We start from the raw sequence: 17,284 nt of genomic DNA, 5'->3' as shown, positions 1-17,284 counted from the left end.
CCAGGGAACATTGTCATGTTGCTGCGCTATTTCATCCGACGCCTGCTCTGGATGATCCCCTTCCTGTTCGTGGTCTCGATCGTGGTCTTCGCCCTGATCCAGGCGCCTCCGGGTGACTTCCTCACCACCTACGTCGCGAAAATGGCAGAGTCGAACGAAGGCATCGACCAGGCAACGCTTGAGCGTATGCGCGAGCAATACGGTCTCGACCGTTCGTTGCCGGTTCAGTACTGGAAGTGGATTTCCGGTCTTGCCGTCGGCGATTTCGGCCAGAGCTTCGAGTGGAACCAATCCGCATGGAGCGTCATCAAAAGCCGCCTGCCGCTTACCCTTGTCCTGATGCTGTCGACCTTCATCTTCGCCTGGGGCGTGGCGTTGCCCATCGGCATTTATTCGGCGGTGCGCAAATATACCGTGGGCGATTATGTCGTGACGTTCTTCGGCTTTCTTGGCCTGGCCACGCCCAACTTCCTTTTGGCCCTCGTGGTGCTCTACCTCGGCGTGCGGTTTTTCGGGGTTCACATGGGCGGGCTGTTCTCGGACGAATACGAGGGCGAGCCCTGGTCGCTGGCCAAGGTCATCGACCTCTACAAGCATCTCTGGATCGGCATCCTTGTCCTTGGAACGGCGATCCTGGCCAGCCTGATCCGCATCATGCGGGCCAACCTGCTGGACGAACTGTCGAAACCCTATGTGACGACGGCCCGCGCCAAGGGCATGGCCGAATGGAAACTGATCCTCAAGTATCCGGTCCGCATCGCGTTGAACCCGTTCATCTCGATCATCGGAATCTATTTCCCCGCCCTCATTTCGGGGGCCGTGGTGACGGCGGTGGTTCTTGGCTATCCGACCCTGGGGCCGCTGATGCTCCAGTCGTTGCTGGCGCAGGACATGCACCTGGCCGGCGGAATTCTGATGATAATGTGTTCGCTCACGGTGGTCGGGATGCTGATCTCGGACATCCTGCTGGCACTGCTTGATCCGAGGGTTCGCTATGACTGAACACCTGCACGACGACACCCCCGCCGATACTGACGGTGACGAAAGCATGCTGGCCGATGGCCCGCCCCTGGCCGATGGACGCAACACGGCCGTCGCCTCGCAATGGCAGTTGATGTGGTGGAAGTTCCGCCGTCACAGGCTTGCCATGGCCGGTCTGACGGTCGTCGTCATTCTTTACCTGATCGCGGCCTTCGCCGAGTTCCTGGCACCCTTCGATCCGAATTCCTATGACCGCAAGGGCGGATTTCACCCGCCCCAGGCGGTGCACCTGATCGACCGCACCGAAGAGGGCGGCCTCACGATCCGGCCCTGGGTCTGGGAAACCGAACTGACGCGCGATCCGCGCACCCTGGTAAGCACCTATCAGGCCACCGGCGAAAAGACCTATCTTCGCTGGTTCGGTGAGGGCGACAGCTATGAGCTGTGGGGGCTGATCCCGGGCAACCGCCATCTTCTGACGCCGGTCGATCCGGACAAGCGGTTCTATCTGCTGGGGGCCGACAGGTTGGGTCGCGACATGCTGAGCCGCACGATCCACGGCGCGCGGCTGTCGCTTCTCATCGGGCTGATCGGGGTCGCGTTCTCGCTGGTGCTGGGTATCACCCTGGGCGGGCTTGCGGGCTATCTTGGCGGTTGGGTCGATACCGTCATCTCGCGGTCGGTCGAATTGGTGCTGTCCTTGCCGACGATCCCGATATGGCTGGCGCTGGCGGCCGCATTGCCGGCGACATGGTCGACAGAGACGCGCTATTTCTTCATCACGCTGATCGTCAGCCTGGTGGGCTGGACCGAACTGGCCCGGGTCGTCCGGGGGCGGTTCATGAGCCTCAAGAACGACGATTTCGTCGTCGCCGCCGTGCTGGACAATGCGCCCCAGCGCCGGGTCATCTTCCGCCACATGCTGCCATCCCTCACCAGTCACATCATCGCCTCGGTCACGCTGGCGGTACCGCTGATGATCCTGGCCGAAACCTCGCTGTCGTTTCTCGGGCTTGGCCTGATGCCGCCCGCGATCAGTTGGGGCGTCCTTCTGAAGGAGGCCCAGGATGTGCGGTCGATCGTGCTTGGCCCATGGCTTTTCGCGCCGGGCGTCGCCGTGGTGATCACGGTGCTGGCGTTCAATTTTCTGGGGGATGGTCTGCGCGATGCGGCCGATCCCTACAACTGAGGGTATCGCATGCTGAAAACGAGCGTCGAGGACAAGGTGGATGCGCGCGGGGATGTCATCCTGGATATTCGCGACCTTGCCACACATTTTCCGATGCGCAACGCGACGGTTCATGCGGTCGATGGCGTTTCGCTGAAACTGCGGCGTGGAAAGACCACCTGCGTCGTGGGTGAAAGCGGGTCGGGCAAGTCCGTCACGGCGCGTTCGGTCCTGCAGATCGTCGATGCGCCGGGGCGGATCGTCGGTGGCACCATCGCGCTGAGGACCGGCGGGGGCGAGGTGGACATCGCCACCCTGCACCCCCGGTCGCGCGCGATCCGTGCCATCCGAGGGCGTGACATCGCGATGATCTTCCAGGAACCGATGTCGTCGCTTTCACCGGTCCATACCATCGGCAACCAGATCATCGAATCCATCCGCCTGCACGAAAAGGTCACCAAGGCCGAGGCCCGCGCCCGCGCCATCGAATTATTGGCCCAGGTCGAAATCCGCGAGCCGGAGAAGGCCATCGATCAGTACACCTTCGAATTCTCGGGCGGGATGCGCCAGCGCGCCATGATCGCCATGGCCCTGTCGTGCAACCCCCAGGTTCTGATCGCGGACGAACCGACAACCGCCCTGGACGTGACAACCCAGGCCGAAATCCTGGACCTGATGCGCAGCCTTCAGGAAAAGCACGACATGGCGATCATGTTCATCACCCACGACATGGGCGTCGTGGCCGAGATCGCCGACGATGTGGTGGTGATGCGCCACGGCAAGGTCGTCGAGACCGGCGAGGTGAACGAGATTTTCGCCAACCCGCGCCACGCCTATACCCGGCGGCTGCTGGAGTCGGTCGTCAAGCTGGAACAGCGCGCCGAGATCAAGCGCCCCGAAGCCGAGGTGCTTGCCGAACAGACCGACCCGATCCTGTCGGTGAAGAACGTCAGCGTGGTGTTTCCCCTTCGCGGGCCCAAGCGGAAAGGCCCGGCAAGGGGGTTTCGCGCGGTGAACGACGTGTCCTTCGATCTGCGCCGCGGGGAATCCCTTGGCATCGTCGGGGAAAGCGGGTCGGGCAAGACGACCCTGGGTCGCGTGCTTGCCAGCGTGCTCAGCCCCAGCGAAGGCGGCATCCGGTTTCATGAAAACGGCGGGGCAGGGGGCGATGTCGGGCAGTTGGAGGGCGAGGCGCTGCGCAATTATCGCCGCCAGGTGCGCATGGTCTTCCAGGATCCCCATGGCTCGCTCAATCCGCGCATGACCGTGGGTCAGATCGTGGCAGAACCCCTGCTCAACAACGGAATCGCCAGGGGCGACGCGCTGCGCGACCGGGTCTACGACCTGCTGGAGCAGGTCGGCCTGCCCGCCGCTGTGGCCGAACGCTATCCCCATGCCTTCTCGGGCGGCCAGAGGCAACGTATCTGCATCGCCCGCGCCATCGCGCTGGAGCCGCGTGTCGTCATCTGCGACGAGGCGACATCGGCGCTGGACGTGTCAATCCGCAGTCAGGTTCTGGATCTGCTGATCCGCCTGCAAGAGCGGCTGGACCTGAGTTTTGTCTTCATCGCCCACGATATCGGCGTCGTGCGCTATTTCTGCGATCGCGTCGCCGTCATGCGCAAGGGCGAGATCGTCGAGATGGGGCCGGCAAGCCAGGTCTGCGACAACCCCCAGCACCCCTATACCAAGGCGCTGATCTCGGCCGTTCCCCATCCTGACCCGACGGCGCGCAGCATGCATCTGCGTCATCGCTATGAAGACGCGGGGGTGTCGTGATGGCTGCTCCGGTTGTTGACTGCGTCGTCGATGTCGGCGCGACACTGGGCGAGGGCGCGATCTGGTCGGTGGCCGAACAGGCGCTTTGGTGGGTCGATATCGCCGGCAAACGGCTTCACCGCCACGATCCCGCTCGGGGCGAAAACGCCAGCTGGGACATGGGGATGCCCGCCGGATGCCTTGCGCTGCGCGCGAATGGCCGGGTGGTGGTGGCCCTGACCGAGGGCTTTCACGAATTCGACCCTGCAACCGGCCACCTGCAATTCCTGTCCGGCCCCCGCCCGGCCGAGCGTGGCCACCGCTTCAACGACGGTTCGGTCGATCATCGTGGGCGTTTCCTGGCCGGAACAATGCCGCTGACGGGCCCCACACCCGAAGACAGCAGCGGCACGCTCTATTCATTCGACGGGACCGCCCCGGCGCGTCGGGTGATGGACGGTTTTCACACCATCAACGGGCTGGCCTTTTCGCCGGACGGGCGGACGGCCTATGTTTCGGACAGTTTTCCCGACGTGCGCCTGATCTGGGCCCATGATTATGACCCCGACGACGGCGCATGGAGCAACAGGCGCCTGTTTTTCGATACCCGCGCTGTCGCCGGCCGCCCGGACGGGGCGGCGATCGATACCGATGGCTGTTACTGGATGGCCGGGGTGGGTGGCGGGCATCTGCTGCGCCTGACGCCCGAGGGGCGGATCGACATGGATATCCCGATGCCGGTCGCGCGTCCGACACGGCCGGCCTTCGGCGGGCCGGACATGCGCACCCTCTATTGCACCTCGATCGGTGCCGCGGACGATCCGGCACAGCCGCAGGCCGGTGGGGTTTTCGCGCTTACCGTTCCCGGCGTTCAGGGCGTTCCGCTTCCCGTCATGGAAGGCTGAGCGCGCCCGCCCGGCGCATCAATGCAACCCCCGGGGCAGATCCCCGCTCCACGGGTCGGCAGGATAGGTTCGTTTCCACCCCCGCCCGTGGCCCGGATGGTCGGGCGTCATGGTCATGTAGGGATAGCTCTTGTCCTTGTGCCCATCCATGGCCGAGGCGATCAGCCATGCCGTCAGCTTGCGGTCGAGCGCTTCGCGCAGGTCGCTGCAGGCCGGGTCAGACCACCGGTTGTGCTGTTCCCGGGGGTCTTCGACGATGTCGTGCAGGGTGCAGACCCCGTTGCGATAGCGCGACAGTTTCCAGCGGGCATCCGCGATGCAATAGCCCTTGTCGGTGGCACCCATGAGATGCCCGCGCCGTTTGTCGCCAAGGCCGATGCCCGGCAGGGGCAGGCTGTCCTGGCAGGCGGCGGGCACCCTTGCGGCGGCACAGAAGGTGGCAAAGACATCGGTCAGTGAAACCAGGGCATCCGACCGGGCGACGGGCGTGCCGGCCCCGGCCACGATCATCGGCACCCGCATCGAGGATTCATGGAACAGCACCTTGCCCAGGAAATCGAAATCACCCAGGAAATCGCCGTGGTCCGAGGACAGCACGATCAACGTTTCGCGCCCGTCGTCGCGGGCCTCGGCGGCGGCGACGATGGCGCCGACCTGGGCATCGATCAGGCGGATCAGGGCCTGGTAATGGCGCCGGATCCGCAGCTTCGTCGCGTCGTCGAAATCCGAGATGTCGACCCCGGACGACCCCTTGAGATGCGCCTCGATCATGCCGGGGCGGAAGGGCTCGGTTTCGGGGGTGGCGGCGAAGGCCTCGGGCATATCCTCGGTGACCTGGGCCAGCAGATCGGGTGTGGGGTTATAGGGATCGTGGGGGCCGGGAAAGGCGGCCCACAGGAAGAACGGCCCGTCGCCGTCGTGGCGCTCAAGGAAATCGACGCTGTGATTGCCAACCCATGCATCGACCTGGTGTTCGGCTGGCACAAGGCTGATCGACGCCATGCGCCCTTCGACATAGCCCGGCTCTTCGGCGCCGGCATATTTCCGCAACCCGTTCCGCTCCAGGTAATCGTGATAATCGTCGCGGATGTGAATGTGGCGCTTGTCCTCGGCGATGACCCGGTGGTCGAAACCCTCGGCGCTGTCCCAGGGGATAAAGTGCATCTTGCCGATCGCCTCGGTGTGATAGCCCGCCCTTGAAAGCAGTGTGGCAAAGCTGGGCACGCCGCAGGCGTCATGATCGGGGCGCAGCCAGTGGTTGTTGTCCAGAACGCCGGTCGAAAGCGGATTGTGCCCTGTCAGCATCGAGGCCCGGGCCGGGATGCAGACCGGCGAGGGGGACAGGCATCTTTCAAAGACGGTCCCGCGCGCGGCCAGCGCATCCATGTTTGGGGTGCGGGCATGGGGCGCCCCATAGGCGCCGACGAAATCCCATCGCATCTGGTCGGGCATCAGGAAGATGATGTTCGGCCTGCTATCCTTGGTCATCTTCGGTCCTCAGCCAGTGGTGCGTTCGATATGGGTTGCGGGGTGGTTCAGCAGCTCTTCGGACAGTTCGGTGCCAAGGCCAGGCCCCTGCATGGCCAGGGCATTGCCCATCTCGATCTTCGGCAGTTCGGTCACCAACCGGCGGTACAGGCCCTTGTAATAGGCCCGCACGCTTTCCAGCCAGAGCGCGTTGGGCTGGCTCATCGCCAGATGCAGGTTGGCGATCCAGACGACGGGGCCGGTGCAGTCATGGGGTGCGATCAGGCGGTCGTGGGCCGCGGCCAGGTGGGCGATGCGCAGCGCCTCGCTGATGCCGCCGGTCCAGCCGATGTCGAAATGCAGGTAATCGACGGCCCCCGCCGCCAAGGCATCGCGGATCCAGGTGGCGGTGCCGTGGCTTTCGCTGCCGGCGATCGGGGTCTTCGTGCCGCGCCGCAATTCGGCGAGGGTGGCGATCTCTTCCATGGGGATCGGGTCTTCGTGCCAGAAGGGGTTGAACTCATCCACCTCGGCCAGGATGCGGCGGGCGGGCGCGGCGTTCCACAACCCGTGATACTCCAGCAGGATATCCATGCGGTCACCCACCGCGTCGCGGATCGCGGCGATGCGCGACAGGGCCGCGCGCATCTCGTCGCCCGAAATGCGGTGCCCGCCCGAGGCCTCGGCGGCTGCATCGAAGGGCCAGATCTTCATCGCGGTGATGCCCTCTTCCAGGAGGGATTGCGCCAGGGCGCCGGGGTCGCTGGCCTGGGCGGCAAGATCGTCGGGCACATCGCCGGCAAGGGCGGCGTCGCCGTCCTGGACGATCCGTGCCCGTTCGGCCCCCGATTGCCAGTTATAGGACGGACCGGCGCAGGTGTTGTAGATCGCGATACGGTCGCGCACCGGCCCGCCCAGCAGATCGCAGAGCGGCATCCCGGCCGCCCGTGCCTTCAGATCCCAGAGGGCGATATCGACAGCCGAGTTGGCGCGGATCTCGACCGAGCGGGTGGGATAGCCGCTGAAGCGCAATCCACCGTGGCGGCGCATCGCGTGATCGTGGGCGTTCACCGCCCCCGCATCGCGCCCCAGAAGCCAGGGCGCCAGGTGGTCATGCACATAGCGGGCGATGGGCGTGACATGGCGGAAGGTTTCGCCAAGCCCCACCAGCCCGGCATCGGTTTCAACCCTGACCCAAAGGAAGTTCGACCATTCCTCGTTTCGGATCGTCTCGATGGCTGTGATCTTCATGGCGTTTCCTGTCTTCTTTCGGTCGGACGGGGCGGGGCCGGTGACTTAGCCGCCAAAGACACGCTGGCGCGCGTTCTCGATGTGGGTGCGCATGGAATCACGGGCGGCATCGCCATCGCGCCGGCGGATCGCCTCGACGACTTTGCGGTGTTCGCCCTGCACCAGGGCAAGCCGCGCGCGCGGCTTGGCATGCGAGAGGCTGAGCGCGACATTCATGCCCGTCAGGATCTGGTCGTGCAAGGAACGCCGCGCATCCAGGAAATAGTGGTTTCCCGCCGCGGCACAGATTGCGAGATGCAGTTCCTCATCGTCCTTGGCGGCCATTTTCCCCTCGGCAACCGTGCGGTCCATCGTCGCAAGGGCTGCCTCGATCCGTGCCATCCCCTCGGGCTGCCAGCGTTCGGCGGCCAGTGCCGCCGCCTCGCTTTCGACGGTGGCGCGAAATTCGAAGGTGCGGCCCAGGTCGGTGATGCTTCCCACCGGGGCAAAGCGCAGCATCTCGCGATCGGGGCGCTTCTGGACGTAAGAACCCGAGCCGCGCCGCGACTGAATCAGACCATCGGCGCGCAACTGCCTGAGCGCCTGACGCAGGACGGGGCGCGACACCCCCAGTTCGGCACTGAATGCCTGTTCGGCAGGCAGGCGCGTGCCCGGCGGGCAATCGCCGTCGATGATGCGTTCCAGGATGCGTTCATAGACCTGATCCGCAAGGGGCGACTCGCGCAGTTCTTCGGGCCCGTCGTTGTCGTCCTGATCGGGGTCTTCGGCGAAATTCCTGCTGTGCGGCGTCATGGGCGACCTCTTTTCAACCGCAGGATAGGCAGAGGGGTCATAAGTTGTCAATCAGGGCTGGAAATGGAAAGACCACTTTTGACAAGCGAGCCGAAAAGCAGTATCGCGAAAGGACGCAACGCCCAGGAAAGGCCAGGACGATGGACCAGAGGATCTTGGTGACCGGAGCTGCCGGACGGGTGGCGGTCATGCTTCGGCCACTGCTGTTGCAAAGGTACGGACGGCTTGTCCTGTCTGATCGGACCGAACCCGCCGACCTGGCGGAAGGCGAGGTGTTCCGCCAGGCCGATCTTGGCGATGTCGATGCCATCCGCCGCGCCTGCGACGGCGTGACCGGCGTGATCCATCTTGGCGGCCGGCCGAACGACGGCACCTGGGCAGAGGTTGCCGCGCCCAACATCGAGGGTGTCATGAACCTGTTCGAAGGCGCACGGCGCGCAGGTGTCGAACGCGTGGTCTTCGCATCCTCGAACCATGCCATCGGCATGTACCCCCGCCATCGCCGCATCGGCACGAAGGAACCCGTGCGTCCCGATGGCCATTACGGGCTCAGCAAGGTTTTCGGCGAAGCGGTCGCGGCGCTCTATGCCGACAAGCACGGGATGCGGTGCCTGTCGATCCGCATCGGCAACGTTGCGCCGAAACCTCTGGATCTGCGCCGCCTTTCGGTCTGGCTCCATCCCGAGGACCTGCTGCAACTCTGCGCCATAGGGCTTGAGCATCCGAAGCTGCACCATGCCGTCGTCTTTGGTGTCTCGGACAACGTCCGCACCTTCTGGGACAACCAGGAGGCCTTCCAGCTTGGGTATCGCCCGGCCCACCGCGCCGAGGATCATCGCGCCCATGCCCTTACCGCTCAGGGTGAGGTGGCGGCCGAAACGCTTGCCGATCGCTTTCAGGGCGGGGCCTTTGCCGGCAACGGCTTCGACGGCGACGCCGAGCGGACGCTTTGGTCGTGAAGATCTCTTGCGGCGACCTTGCGGCAATCCTGGCCCCGGACTGGGGCGGGCGGATGCTGCGGCTGATCCATGCGTCGGCAGGCGATCTGCTCTATCCCTGCGCGGCGGAAAGCTTCGATCGCCTTCGCTGGCCCAAGGGCGGCGGCTATCCGCTGTTTCCCTATCACGGGCGCATGGGCAATGCCGCCTTTCCGTGGGACGGCGGGCAGGCCCGGCTTGCCGCCCATCCCGATGCCGCCCCGCACAGCCTGCACGGCCCCGCGCACCGGACCCCCTGGGAGGTTGACGATCACGGCACCGACCGGGCAACGCTGCGCTGCCTCTATGCCGCCGACGAGGATTGGCCCTGGTCCTTCGAGGCCCGGCAGGTGTTTCGGCTGGATGAAACCGGGCTGTCCGTCACGCTTGAGATCATCAACCGCGATCACCGGGACATGCCCGCAGGTGTCGGCTGGCATCCCTATTTCCCAAGGGCCGAAACCATCGTCTCCGATGCGCGCTGGCAGTGGCCCCACGATGACGACGGGCTGCCCACGGGTGAGCGTCACCGCCCCGGCCCCCTGCAGGCTGCGACGAGCTCGCTCTCGGGGTGGGGCTATGTCGATCTTGCCCTGTCGGGCGGGGCGAAGTTGCGGATCACGGCGCCCGTGGGAATGGACCACCTGGTCATTCATGACAATCCGCGCGGTTATACCTGCGTCGAGCCGGTCAGCCACCTGACCAATGCGCCCAACATGGACGCCGCGCCGCAGATGGCACGCCTTGCCCCCGGCGCAAGCCTGTCGGGCGAGGTGCGGCTGACGCTTCTGCCGGGCTGAACCTTGCCTTGCGCCCACCGGTGAGGCCCCGCCGCCGGATCGCATCCTAGGGCCGCGAAGGCACCCCCAGGCCCGAGGGGCAGGGGGGTGCACCTGTCAGTTGCTTTCGCGCCCGAAGGCGGTCGTGCGCTGCCAGCGGGGCTGGACATAGACGTATTCGTTTTCGGTGCCTTCCGCATAGGACACCGTGTTCGGCACCGATGCATTATGCCCGCCGGGATACTTCGCGATCTCGTCAAGGTTCAGATCCACCCCCAAACCGGGTTCGTCGGGCACGATCAACCTTCCCCCGACCATCTCCGGCTCGCGCGTGACGACCTGGTAGCGCCCCTCCCAGTCCTTTGCGAACCTTTCCAGGATCATGGCATTGGGGATCGCCGCCATGGAGTGGAGCGCCGCGAATTCGGCCACAGGGCCGAGGGTGCCGGCATGGGGCGCCACCTGAACGAAATTCGCTTCGGCCATGGCCGCGATCTTGCGGAAGTGCGTGATCCCGCCGCAACGCCCCGTGTCGGGCTGAACCACGTCGACCAGGCCGCGCTGGACAAGGGGCGCGGCAGACCAAAGGTTGCCTGTATGACGTTCGCCCGCCGCCAGCGGCAGGGCCACGGCATCGCGAACGCGGGCGTAGCCTTCAAAGTTCTCGGGCGGCAGGGGCTCTTCAAGGAACAGAAGGCCATAGGGCTCCAGCGCCCGGCCCATGGCGATCGCGTCGGCAACGGTCAGCCAGGGCGGACCATGCAGATCGACCATAAGATCGGCCTCGGGGCCCAGCTCCGCACGCAGGGCCGCGACCTTTTCCACGGTTCCCTTGACATTGCCCGACTTGAAAGCCCGATACCCCATGTTCCATGCCTTGCGGGCCATTTCAGGGGTCGAGGCATGGGCATAGGCGGGAAGGCTGTCGCGGATCTTGCCGCCCAAAAGCTCGTGCACGGGCACGCCAAGCGCCTTGCCCTTGATGTCCCACAGGGCCATGTCGATGGCCCCGACGGCGCCACCCCCGACCGTGCCGACCTGCCCATGGCTCATGGTGGCCAGATGCATCATGCCCCAGAGCCTTTCGATATGGCGGGCATCCTGACCGATGAGCAGTGGCGCAAGATCGTTGATTGCCGTTTCGACGACGCGGGGCCAGCCGCTGCCTTCGCCCACACCGGTCAGCCCGCCCTCCACGGTGACGCGCACGAACAACCAGTGCCGCGTCGTTCCCATGCTCATCCCGCCCGACCGGGTTCCGGTATTGCCCGACCATGCAGTTTCCCCGGGCGCGCCGGCATGGACAAGGAAGGTTTCAATCGCTTCGATCTTCATGAACACCGATCTCCGGTCAACAGCTTCCCCGGCATGTTCGCCTACTTGCCACGCCAAGGCCAGCGCGATGTTTCCGGGCATCAGGTTGCCTTGCCCGCCAACCAGGCCATGATACCGGCAAGGGGCATTTGGAGAGGCCCTCAGGAAGCCGAATGATACATAATCATGCTTATTAAGCCTCTGTTAACCCGGGGGTGCGCGCTACCTTGAAGTGCCTTTCGGAAGAACTGAGCGGGTTCTTCGGGCATATGGCCCGGTCAAGGACATGGAAGCACCAGTCCGTGCAGAGACGTCTGATCCGGCAGCCGGGTGATCCTTGAAGGAGCGAACAACCGGATCTGCCAGAAGACGATACACCCCTACACCTGCCAATGCCTCGGAGGGAAAACGCCAGCAAAAGTCTGCCGCGAAAAGATGATGGCAGCGATCGGCCGACACGCTTGCCCTTAATCCCAACAGGAGGCGCGTTTAAGGAACCGCCCGAACGCCAACCTCAACCGTCAGGTCCCCCCAACGGATTTCACCGAGGGATCGGCAAAGCGTGTTTCGGGCACCATGGCAAACCAGTCCGGGCGCCCGGGGTCGCGGTCATAGGTATAGCCGCCCACCTCGCGGAAATGCTCGGCATATTGGCGGACCTTCTCGCGGTCGACCTCGACCCCCAGCCCCGGCCCCGTCGGCACCGCGATCGCACCGTCGCGATAGGCCATCGGCTCGCCCACCAGGATGTCGTCGACCAGGTGATGATAATGCGCATCCGCCGCGAAGTTCAGGTTCGGCAGCGCCGCGCCAAGGTGAAGCATCGAGGCCAGCTGGATGCCCAGTTCGCCCGAGGAATGAACCGCCGCCGAGAACTGGAAAGTCTCCAGGACCGTGCCCGCCTTGTAGGCCTGGCGCAGGCCGCCCCAGAACGTCGTGTCCAGCAGGATCACGTCCACCAGGGAATGCCGGATGCACTGGGCCAGTTGTTCAAAGTTGACCACGACCTGGTTGGTGGCCGTGGGAATCGTGATCCTTTCGCGCACGCGGCGCATGCCCTCAAGGCCCCAGGTCGGGTCTTCGAGGTAGTCGTTCGGCAGGTGCCGTATCGCCTCGGCCACGCGTAGCGATTCCTCGACCGACCAGACACCGTTGGGATCAAGCCGCAGCCTGTCGTCGGGAAAGGCCTGGGCCAGCGCTTCCATGACCTCGATATCGTGGTCGGGCGCGAAATGGCCGCCCTTCAGCTTGTGCACCTTGAAGCCGTGCTTTTCCTTCAGCGCGCGGGCGTGGGCGACAATCTCGTCAGGTGTCACCTCACCGCCTGCCCTGCCGTCTTCCGAGGTGTAGCGATAGAACAGGTAGCTGGCGAAGGGCACCTCTTCGCGGATCGCACCGCCCAGCAGATCGCAGGCCCTCAGACCATGCTGCTTGCCCGCAAGGTCCATGCAGGCCATCTCGATCGCGGCGTGAATCTGCATCCGGTTGTTGTAGAGGCTGGCGGTCGGGTTCATCAGCTTCCAGCGCAACTGTTCAAGCTGCAGCGGCGCGTGCCCCACCAGGTAGGGCTTCATCGCCAGGAACACGGCTTCGGCGCTTTCGCCACCGCCACCCATCTCACCCCAACCCGAGCGCCCCTCCTCGTCGATCACCTCCACGAGGGTGCGCACGAAGCGGCCCCAATGCGCGCCGTTGGCATGGCGCAAAGGCGCCTCCAGCGGGACGGCAACTGTCGTGGCGCGAATGTCGGCAATCCTGGTTCCGGGTTTCATTCGGGGCGCTCCTTCGGTGATCCGCCGATGATGGATAACAATCCGCCGTCCACCCGTATGACCTCACCGGTCACGAAAGAGGCCTGATCGGACAGCAGGAAGGCCACGACATTGGCAACCTCGGCAGGCTCGGCGGGGCGTCCAAGGGGGTGCATGTCGCGCACCGTCTGCCAGGCGGCAGCCTCGTCCTCGGCCAGGGCCAGAGCGTCGCGCAGCATGGGGGTGTCGACCGACCCGGGGGCGACGGCGTTGCAGCGCACGCCCCGTTCGGCATAGTCGACGGCGATGGACTTGGCCAAACCCAGCAGCCCGTGCTTGGCCGTGGTATAGGCGGCGACGTTCTTCTGCGTCGCCAGCCCCTGGACCGAGGCCATCAGCGCGATGGCGCCGCGACTTTTGCAAAGCTCGGGAAGGGCGGCATGGGTGATGTAATAGGCGCTGGACAGGTTCACCTCGATCACCTCGCGCCAGTCTTCGGGCGTGGTTGAACCGGCGCTTCCATAGCGCTGAATCCCGGCGTTGTGCGACAGCAGGTCAAGACGCCCGAAGGTACCGACCGCACGCGCAACCGCCGCTTCGCAGGTTTCGGGGTCGGCGACGGACCCGGTGACGGTTTCGACCTGTGCGCCGCTTGCGCGCAGGGCATCGGCGGTCGCAAGCAACCCGTCGGCGTCGATGTCAAGGCAGACAAGGGATGCACCATCGGCCGCCAGCCGCTCTGCGACGGCCGCGCCGATCCCCTTGGCCGCGCCGGTGACAAGCGCAACTGACCCCATGTCTCTCTCCCATTGCTCTGCGCCACCGATGGTCTTTCGCGTGGCACGGTCCGATCTCATCGTCATTTCATATTGTATTTTTGTATGCAATCTGGAACAGTATTGTCAACGGGCGGGCGGGTGCCTACCCAGAATTGATTTTCCACGCCGGGGGTCCGGGATCACAGATGGCGCGCCAACGTGAACATCAGGCAAGCCCACTGCATGCCTACAGGGCATTGAAGCAGCGCATCCTTTCAATGTCGCTTACCCCGGGCAGTTCGCTGGGGGAACAGCGGCTTGCCGCCGAGCTGAATGTCAGCCGCACCCCCATCCGCGAGGCGCTTGTCCGTCTCGCCTCGGAAGGGTTGGTGGAACTCATCCCGAACCGTGGTGCCTTTGTCGCGCCAATTCGCACCGAGGCGGTGATCGCCGCGCAATTCGTGCGCGAGGCGCTTGAGGTTTCCATCGCGCTTCAGGCGGCCGAACGTATCGATGCCCACGGTGAACTGCGCCTGCGCCAGGCGATCGAGGAACAGCGCCTTGCCGATCAGGAAGGGCGGGCCGGGCTTTTCTATCGCGCGGATGAACAGATGCACCGCGTCATCGCCGAGATTGCCGGCCTGCCCCTTGTCTGGGAACATGTGCTTGAGGCGAAGGTGCACCTTGACCGGGTCAGAACCCTGAGCCTGCAAGATGCGCGGTCGTTCTCGGTTCTGATTGGCCAACACGAAAGCATCGTCGCGGCGATCTGCGCGCGGGACGGCGGGCAGATCCAGCAAAGCCTGCGCAACCACCTGCGCCAGGTCCTGCCCAATCTTGCGGGCCTGAAGGAAGAGTTTCCAGACTATTTCCTGGACGATGACCAGCACCCCGACTGATCTGGCATATTGGCCAGCCGCGCGATACCTGCCTAACCCCCAAGCGACAGCCTGACACAGTTGAACGCGCCCCTTGGGCCTTCCACGACGTGCAGCATGCTGACTTGGCCACATTCACCCAATCACCGCGCCGCTCTTGTGGGCGCTGGCTGTGCTCAGACCACCCGCAACCCCTGCGGGCGGCGGCGCAGAACGTAGCCGCGGCTTTCGCTGCGGCCCAGCCAGGGATGGGTGACAATGACATGGCCAAGCTCGGGGATCGCCCAGCCATCGACGATCTCATATCCCATGGCGGCAATCTCACTCTCCCATGCGGCCCGGTCGCGGATGTGATAGGGAACACGGTTGGCCCCGATCCGCTCGAGCGTGAAAACCGCCGGCCCCTCGCGCAGTGCGACCTTGTTCAGCAGGATATACTCGGGCGGTTCGGCCAGTGCCGCCACGAAATCGGAAAAGGGGCGATCAAGATATTGCAGCAGGCCCGACCCGATCAGCACATCGCAGGGTGCAAGGCCGTCCAGCCTGTCCGCGAAGTGGATGGCCGCAGGGATGTCGCCCCTGTCCTGTCGCACCCTCGCCGCGCGCACGATGCCCGGCAGGTCGAATACCGTCCAGCGCACCGGGGCCAGGTTCAGAAGGTCGGCGAACGCGATGTACTTGGTCCCCATGTGCCCGCCCGCGTCGATCACCACGGGGTGATCGGGCAAGAGGCGATCCAACCAAAAGAGAAGTGGGTAGTCCCAGATGGCGCGCACGCACATCACGTCAAAGGACACCCCGGCAATCCGGTCGTCATCGTACCCGCGCGGGCCGCTGGCGCCGACGGCGGCTGCCCTGTCGTGCCAGGCACCGGCGAAACGGGGGGCGCGGCGCCCTTCCGGCAGCAGCCGCGCGAGGCCAGCGCGCGGCAGGGCCGCCCCAAGGCTCAGCACCCGGCGCGCCCTTCCCCGCCAGGTCATGTGGCGACCGGGCGGCGGCGCAGGATCGCCGCGATTTCGGCGCGCAACCCCGGCTCGCAGATGGCCAGGGCCAGGGCATAGGCCGCCAGACCGCCCAGGCCGAACAGCACCGCCTCGGCCAGGTCGGGCAGGCCCAGGCCCGCCCCGCCCCGGTCAAGCAGCACGATTGCCGCGATCCCGCAGACCAGCGGCAGGATGCTGCCGCGCAGCGCAACCACCACCCCGCCCCACCGGATGCCGGCGTGGCGGGTGAACAGGCCCACCGTCGCCACCAGCACAACCACAGAGATCGCCACCTGCGACCAGGCCACGGCATGCACCCCGAAATGCACCGCCACGAAGGTAAGCACCAGCGACACCACCATGATACCGGCCATGAAGGCAGGCAGCCGGCGCGCGGCACCGACCAGTGACAACAGGGGTTCGGTCAGGATGCCCGGGAACAGCAGAAGCCGCGAAAGGGCCAGGATCGCCACCAGCGGCGCCGCTGCCTGCCAATCCTCGCCCAGCACGCCGCGCACCAGTTCCTCGTTCATCACGATCAGCCAGATCAACGGCGGCGCGCCGAAGACCACCAGCATCTTGAGATGGCGTGCCACCTGCCGGTTCAGCCGGTCGCCCAGACCGGCAGCGTCGCCGCCATCACGCGCCCGGCGAAGCTCGGTCCAGGCCAGAAGCTGACCGGGCACCAACACAAGCTCGGCCACCGCACCCACCAGCCGGTCCGCCGCGCGAAAGACCCCCACCGCGGCGGGGCCCAGGAACCCTCCGACGATCAGCGTCACGAAATGCAGCCGAAGATGCACCAGCATGCGGGCGGCGAAGATCCGGCTGGAGAACGCCCAGAGATCGTGCAGAAGCATCCGCGTGATGCCCCCCCTCGGGGCATGGCGCGTCATGGCAAAGCTGAGCGCAAGCGTCGCCGTCTGACTGGCCAGCCGCCCATAGACCAGCGCGAAAACCCCCGCCCCCCCAAGAAGCGTTGCCACCGCCACGGCAAGGCCGGTCAGTTCGCCCGCCATGTCGCAGATCGCAGCGCCCTTCAGCCGCTTCATCCAGATCAGGATGCCCTTCTGCGCCGAAGAGGCATTGGCCAGGGCCACCCAGACCGCAAAAAGAACCGACAGCAGGACAGTGTCCGACCCTACGCCGAAGCGCCCCGCCCCAAGCGCGGCCAGCGCCCCCAGGAAGGCCAGGGCAATGCCATTGGCGATGGCCACCGACAAGACCTGCAAGGGCACGGTTTCATCGCCGGCATGCGACATGATGAAGGGCGACCAGCCGACTTCGGCCACCTTCAGCAGCAGGATCGCACAGGCCGAAACCAGCGCGAAAAGGCCAAACTCGGCCGGTCCCAGAAGGCGCGCCGCAAGGATGAAGACCGCAAGCTGCGCCAGTTGCGACACGACCCTTTCGCACACGCTGAACAGGGCGTCACCGAACAGCTTCCGCCCGCCCGCCCCTGTTTCACCCTGGTTTTCGCCGTCGCTTTGCATACCGTCAACCGCCTGGTGCATGTGATGGG

15 protein-coding genes are annotated in these 17,284 nt (G+C 65.3%); 7 read left to right on the top strand and 8 right to left on the bottom strand.

The window, feature by feature from the left end; genetic code table 11:
• Positions 1-15 precede the first annotated feature (15 nt).
• The 4 genes from H7828_RS13530 to H7828_RS13515 are packed head-to-tail and all read left to right on the top strand — an operon-like array spanning position 16 to position 4,812.
• Positions 16-1,002 (top strand): ABC transporter permease, encoded by a 987-nt coding sequence (locus H7828_RS13530; RefSeq protein ID WP_226781582.1) that lies wholly within the window; start codon positions 16-18, stop codon positions 1,000-1,002.
• Complete coding sequence (locus H7828_RS13525) at positions 995-2,170, top strand: ABC transporter permease (RefSeq protein WP_226781581.1); 1,176 nt, start codon at positions 995-997, stop codon at positions 2,168-2,170. The genes H7828_RS13530 and H7828_RS13525 overlap by 8 nt, the downstream gene beginning before the upstream one ends.
• Before the next feature lie 9 nt (positions 2,171-2,179).
• Positions 2,180-3,928, top strand: a complete 1,749-nt coding sequence (locus H7828_RS13520; protein ID WP_226781580.1) for an ABC transporter ATP-binding protein — start codon at positions 2,180-2,182, stop codon at positions 3,926-3,928.
• Positions 3,928-4,812 (top strand): SMP-30/gluconolactonase/LRE family protein, encoded by an 885-nt coding sequence (locus tag H7828_RS13515; protein WP_226781579.1) that lies wholly within the window; start codon positions 3,928-3,930, stop codon positions 4,810-4,812. Before H7828_RS13520 ends, H7828_RS13515 begins: the two co-directional genes overlap by 1 nt.
• 18 nt (positions 4,813-4,830) lie before the next feature.
• Here H7828_RS13515 and H7828_RS13510 read toward each other — a convergent pair whose 3' ends face one another.
• The 3 genes from H7828_RS13510 to H7828_RS13500 are packed head-to-tail and all read right to left on the bottom strand — an operon-like array spanning position 4,831 to position 8,322.
• Positions 4,831-6,300 (bottom strand): sulfatase family protein, encoded by a 1,470-nt coding sequence (locus H7828_RS13510; RefSeq protein ID WP_226781578.1) that lies wholly within the window; start codon positions 6,298-6,300, stop codon positions 4,831-4,833.
• Positions 6,301-6,309: 9 nt separating this feature from the next.
• Complete coding sequence (locus tag H7828_RS13505) at positions 6,310-7,530, bottom strand: mandelate racemase/muconate lactonizing enzyme family protein (RefSeq protein ID WP_226781577.1); 1,221 nt, start codon at positions 7,528-7,530, stop codon at positions 6,310-6,312.
• Between the two features lie 45 nt (positions 7,531-7,575).
• Positions 7,576-8,322 carry a FadR/GntR family transcriptional regulator gene (locus tag H7828_RS13500; protein WP_226781576.1) on the bottom strand — a complete coding sequence of 249 codons (747 nt, stop codon included), beginning with the start codon at positions 8,320-8,322 and terminating at the stop codon, positions 7,576-7,578.
• A gap of 140 nt (positions 8,323-8,462) precedes the next feature.
• Here H7828_RS13500 and H7828_RS13495 point away from each other — a divergent pair, with 140 nt between their 5' ends.
• Both H7828_RS13495 and H7828_RS13490 read left to right on the top strand, forming a co-directional pair.
• The gene (locus H7828_RS13495) at positions 8,463-9,281 is read left to right on the top strand and encodes an NAD-dependent epimerase/dehydratase family protein (protein ID WP_226781575.1); all 819 of its coding nucleotides are present in this window, start codon (positions 8,463-8,465) and stop codon (positions 9,279-9,281) included.
• A complete protein-coding gene (locus H7828_RS13490; protein ID WP_226781574.1) occupies positions 9,278-10,099 on the top strand; it encodes an aldose epimerase family protein in 822 nt (273 codons plus the stop codon). Before H7828_RS13495 ends, H7828_RS13490 begins: the two co-directional genes overlap by 4 nt.
• Before the next feature lie 96 nt (positions 10,100-10,195).
• Here H7828_RS13490 and H7828_RS13485 read toward each other — a convergent pair whose 3' ends face one another.
• The 3 genes from H7828_RS13485 to H7828_RS13475 form a co-directional block, all read right to left on the bottom strand.
• Positions 10,196-11,413, bottom strand: a complete 1,218-nt coding sequence (locus tag H7828_RS13485; protein WP_226781573.1) for a mandelate racemase/muconate lactonizing enzyme family protein — start codon at positions 11,411-11,413, stop codon at positions 10,196-10,198.
• Between the two features lie 500 nt (positions 11,414-11,913).
• Positions 11,914-13,164: an enolase C-terminal domain-like protein gene (locus tag H7828_RS13480; protein WP_226781572.1), complete on the bottom strand. Its 1,251-nt coding sequence runs from the start codon at positions 13,162-13,164 to the stop codon at positions 11,914-11,916.
• Positions 13,161-13,940: an SDR family NAD(P)-dependent oxidoreductase gene (locus tag H7828_RS13475; protein WP_226781571.1), complete on the bottom strand. Its 780-nt coding sequence runs from the start codon at positions 13,938-13,940 to the stop codon at positions 13,161-13,163. Before H7828_RS13475 ends, H7828_RS13480 begins: the two co-directional genes overlap by 4 nt.
• Positions 13,941-14,107: 167 nt before the next feature.
• Between H7828_RS13475 and H7828_RS13470 the strand changes: the two genes are divergently transcribed.
• Positions 14,108-14,800: a GntR family transcriptional regulator gene (locus tag H7828_RS13470; protein WP_226781570.1), complete on the top strand. Its 693-nt coding sequence runs from the start codon at positions 14,108-14,110 to the stop codon at positions 14,798-14,800.
• 155 nt (positions 14,801-14,955) lie between these two features.
• On the opposite strand, the gene H7828_RS13465 is transcribed toward H7828_RS13470, so the two are convergent.
• Together H7828_RS13465 and H7828_RS13460 are read right to left on the bottom strand one after the other, a co-directional pair.
• Entirely contained in the window at positions 14,956-15,759 is an 804-nt protein-coding gene (locus H7828_RS13465) for a methyltransferase, TIGR04325 family (RefSeq protein ID WP_226781569.1), read from the bottom strand.
• The gene (locus tag H7828_RS13460; RefSeq protein ID WP_226781568.1) at positions 15,756-17,276 is read right to left on the bottom strand and encodes an oligosaccharide flippase family protein; all 1,521 of its coding nucleotides are present in this window, start codon (positions 17,274-17,276) and stop codon (positions 15,756-15,758) included. Before H7828_RS13460 ends, H7828_RS13465 begins: the two co-directional genes overlap by 4 nt.
• Between the last annotated feature and the right edge of the window lie 8 nt (positions 17,277-17,284).

Origin of the sequence: Oceaniglobus trochenteri (assembly GCF_020529025.1) — a bacterium.
Taxonomy (GTDB): Bacteria; Pseudomonadota; Alphaproteobacteria; order Rhodobacterales; family Rhodobacteraceae; genus Oceaniglobus; species Oceaniglobus trochenteri.
The sequence above is the reverse complement of the archived record's forward strand: the minus strand, read 5'-3'. Positions and strand labels throughout refer to the sequence as shown.

Coding starts and splice junctions, on each gene's coding strand:
- H7828_RS13530 (WP_226781582.1), top strand. CDS start 16: ATGTTGCTGCGCTATTTCATCCGACGCCTGCTCTGGATGATCCCCTTC.
- H7828_RS13525 (WP_226781581.1), top strand. CDS start 995: ATGACTGAACACCTGCACGACGACACCCCCGCCGATACTGACGGTGAC.
- H7828_RS13520 (WP_226781580.1), top strand. CDS start 2,180: ATGCTGAAAACGAGCGTCGAGGACAAGGTGGATGCGCGCGGGGATGTC.
- H7828_RS13515 (WP_226781579.1), top strand. CDS start 3,928: ATGGCTGCTCCGGTTGTTGACTGCGTCGTCGATGTCGGCGCGACACTG.
- H7828_RS13510 (WP_226781578.1), bottom strand. CDS start 6,300: ATGACCAAGGATAGCAGGCCGAACATCATCTTCCTGATGCCCGACCAG.
- H7828_RS13505 (WP_226781577.1), bottom strand. CDS start 7,530: ATGAAGATCACAGCCATCGAGACGATCCGAAACGAGGAATGGTCGAAC.
- H7828_RS13500 (WP_226781576.1), bottom strand. CDS start 8,322: ATGACGCCGCACAGCAGGAATTTCGCCGAAGACCCCGATCAGGACGAC.
- H7828_RS13495 (WP_226781575.1), top strand. CDS start 8,463: ATGGACCAGAGGATCTTGGTGACCGGAGCTGCCGGACGGGTGGCGGTC.
- H7828_RS13485 (WP_226781573.1), bottom strand. CDS start 11,413: ATGAAGATCGAAGCGATTGAAACCTTCCTTGTCCATGCCGGCGCGCCC.
- H7828_RS13480 (WP_226781572.1), bottom strand. CDS start 13,164: ATGAAACCCGGAACCAGGATTGCCGACATTCGCGCCACGACAGTTGCC.
- H7828_RS13475 (WP_226781571.1), bottom strand. CDS start 13,940: ATGGGGTCAGTTGCGCTTGTCACCGGCGCGGCCAAGGGGATCGGCGCG.
- H7828_RS13470 (WP_226781570.1), top strand. CDS start 14,108: ATGGCGCGCCAACGTGAACATCAGGCAAGCCCACTGCATGCCTACAGG.
- H7828_RS13465 (WP_226781569.1), bottom strand. CDS start 15,759: ATGACCTGGCGGGGAAGGGCGCGCCGGGTGCTGAGCCTTGGGGCGGCC.
- H7828_RS13460 (WP_226781568.1), bottom strand. CDS start 17,276: ATGCACCAGGCGGTTGACGGTATGCAAAGCGACGGCGAAAACCAGGGT.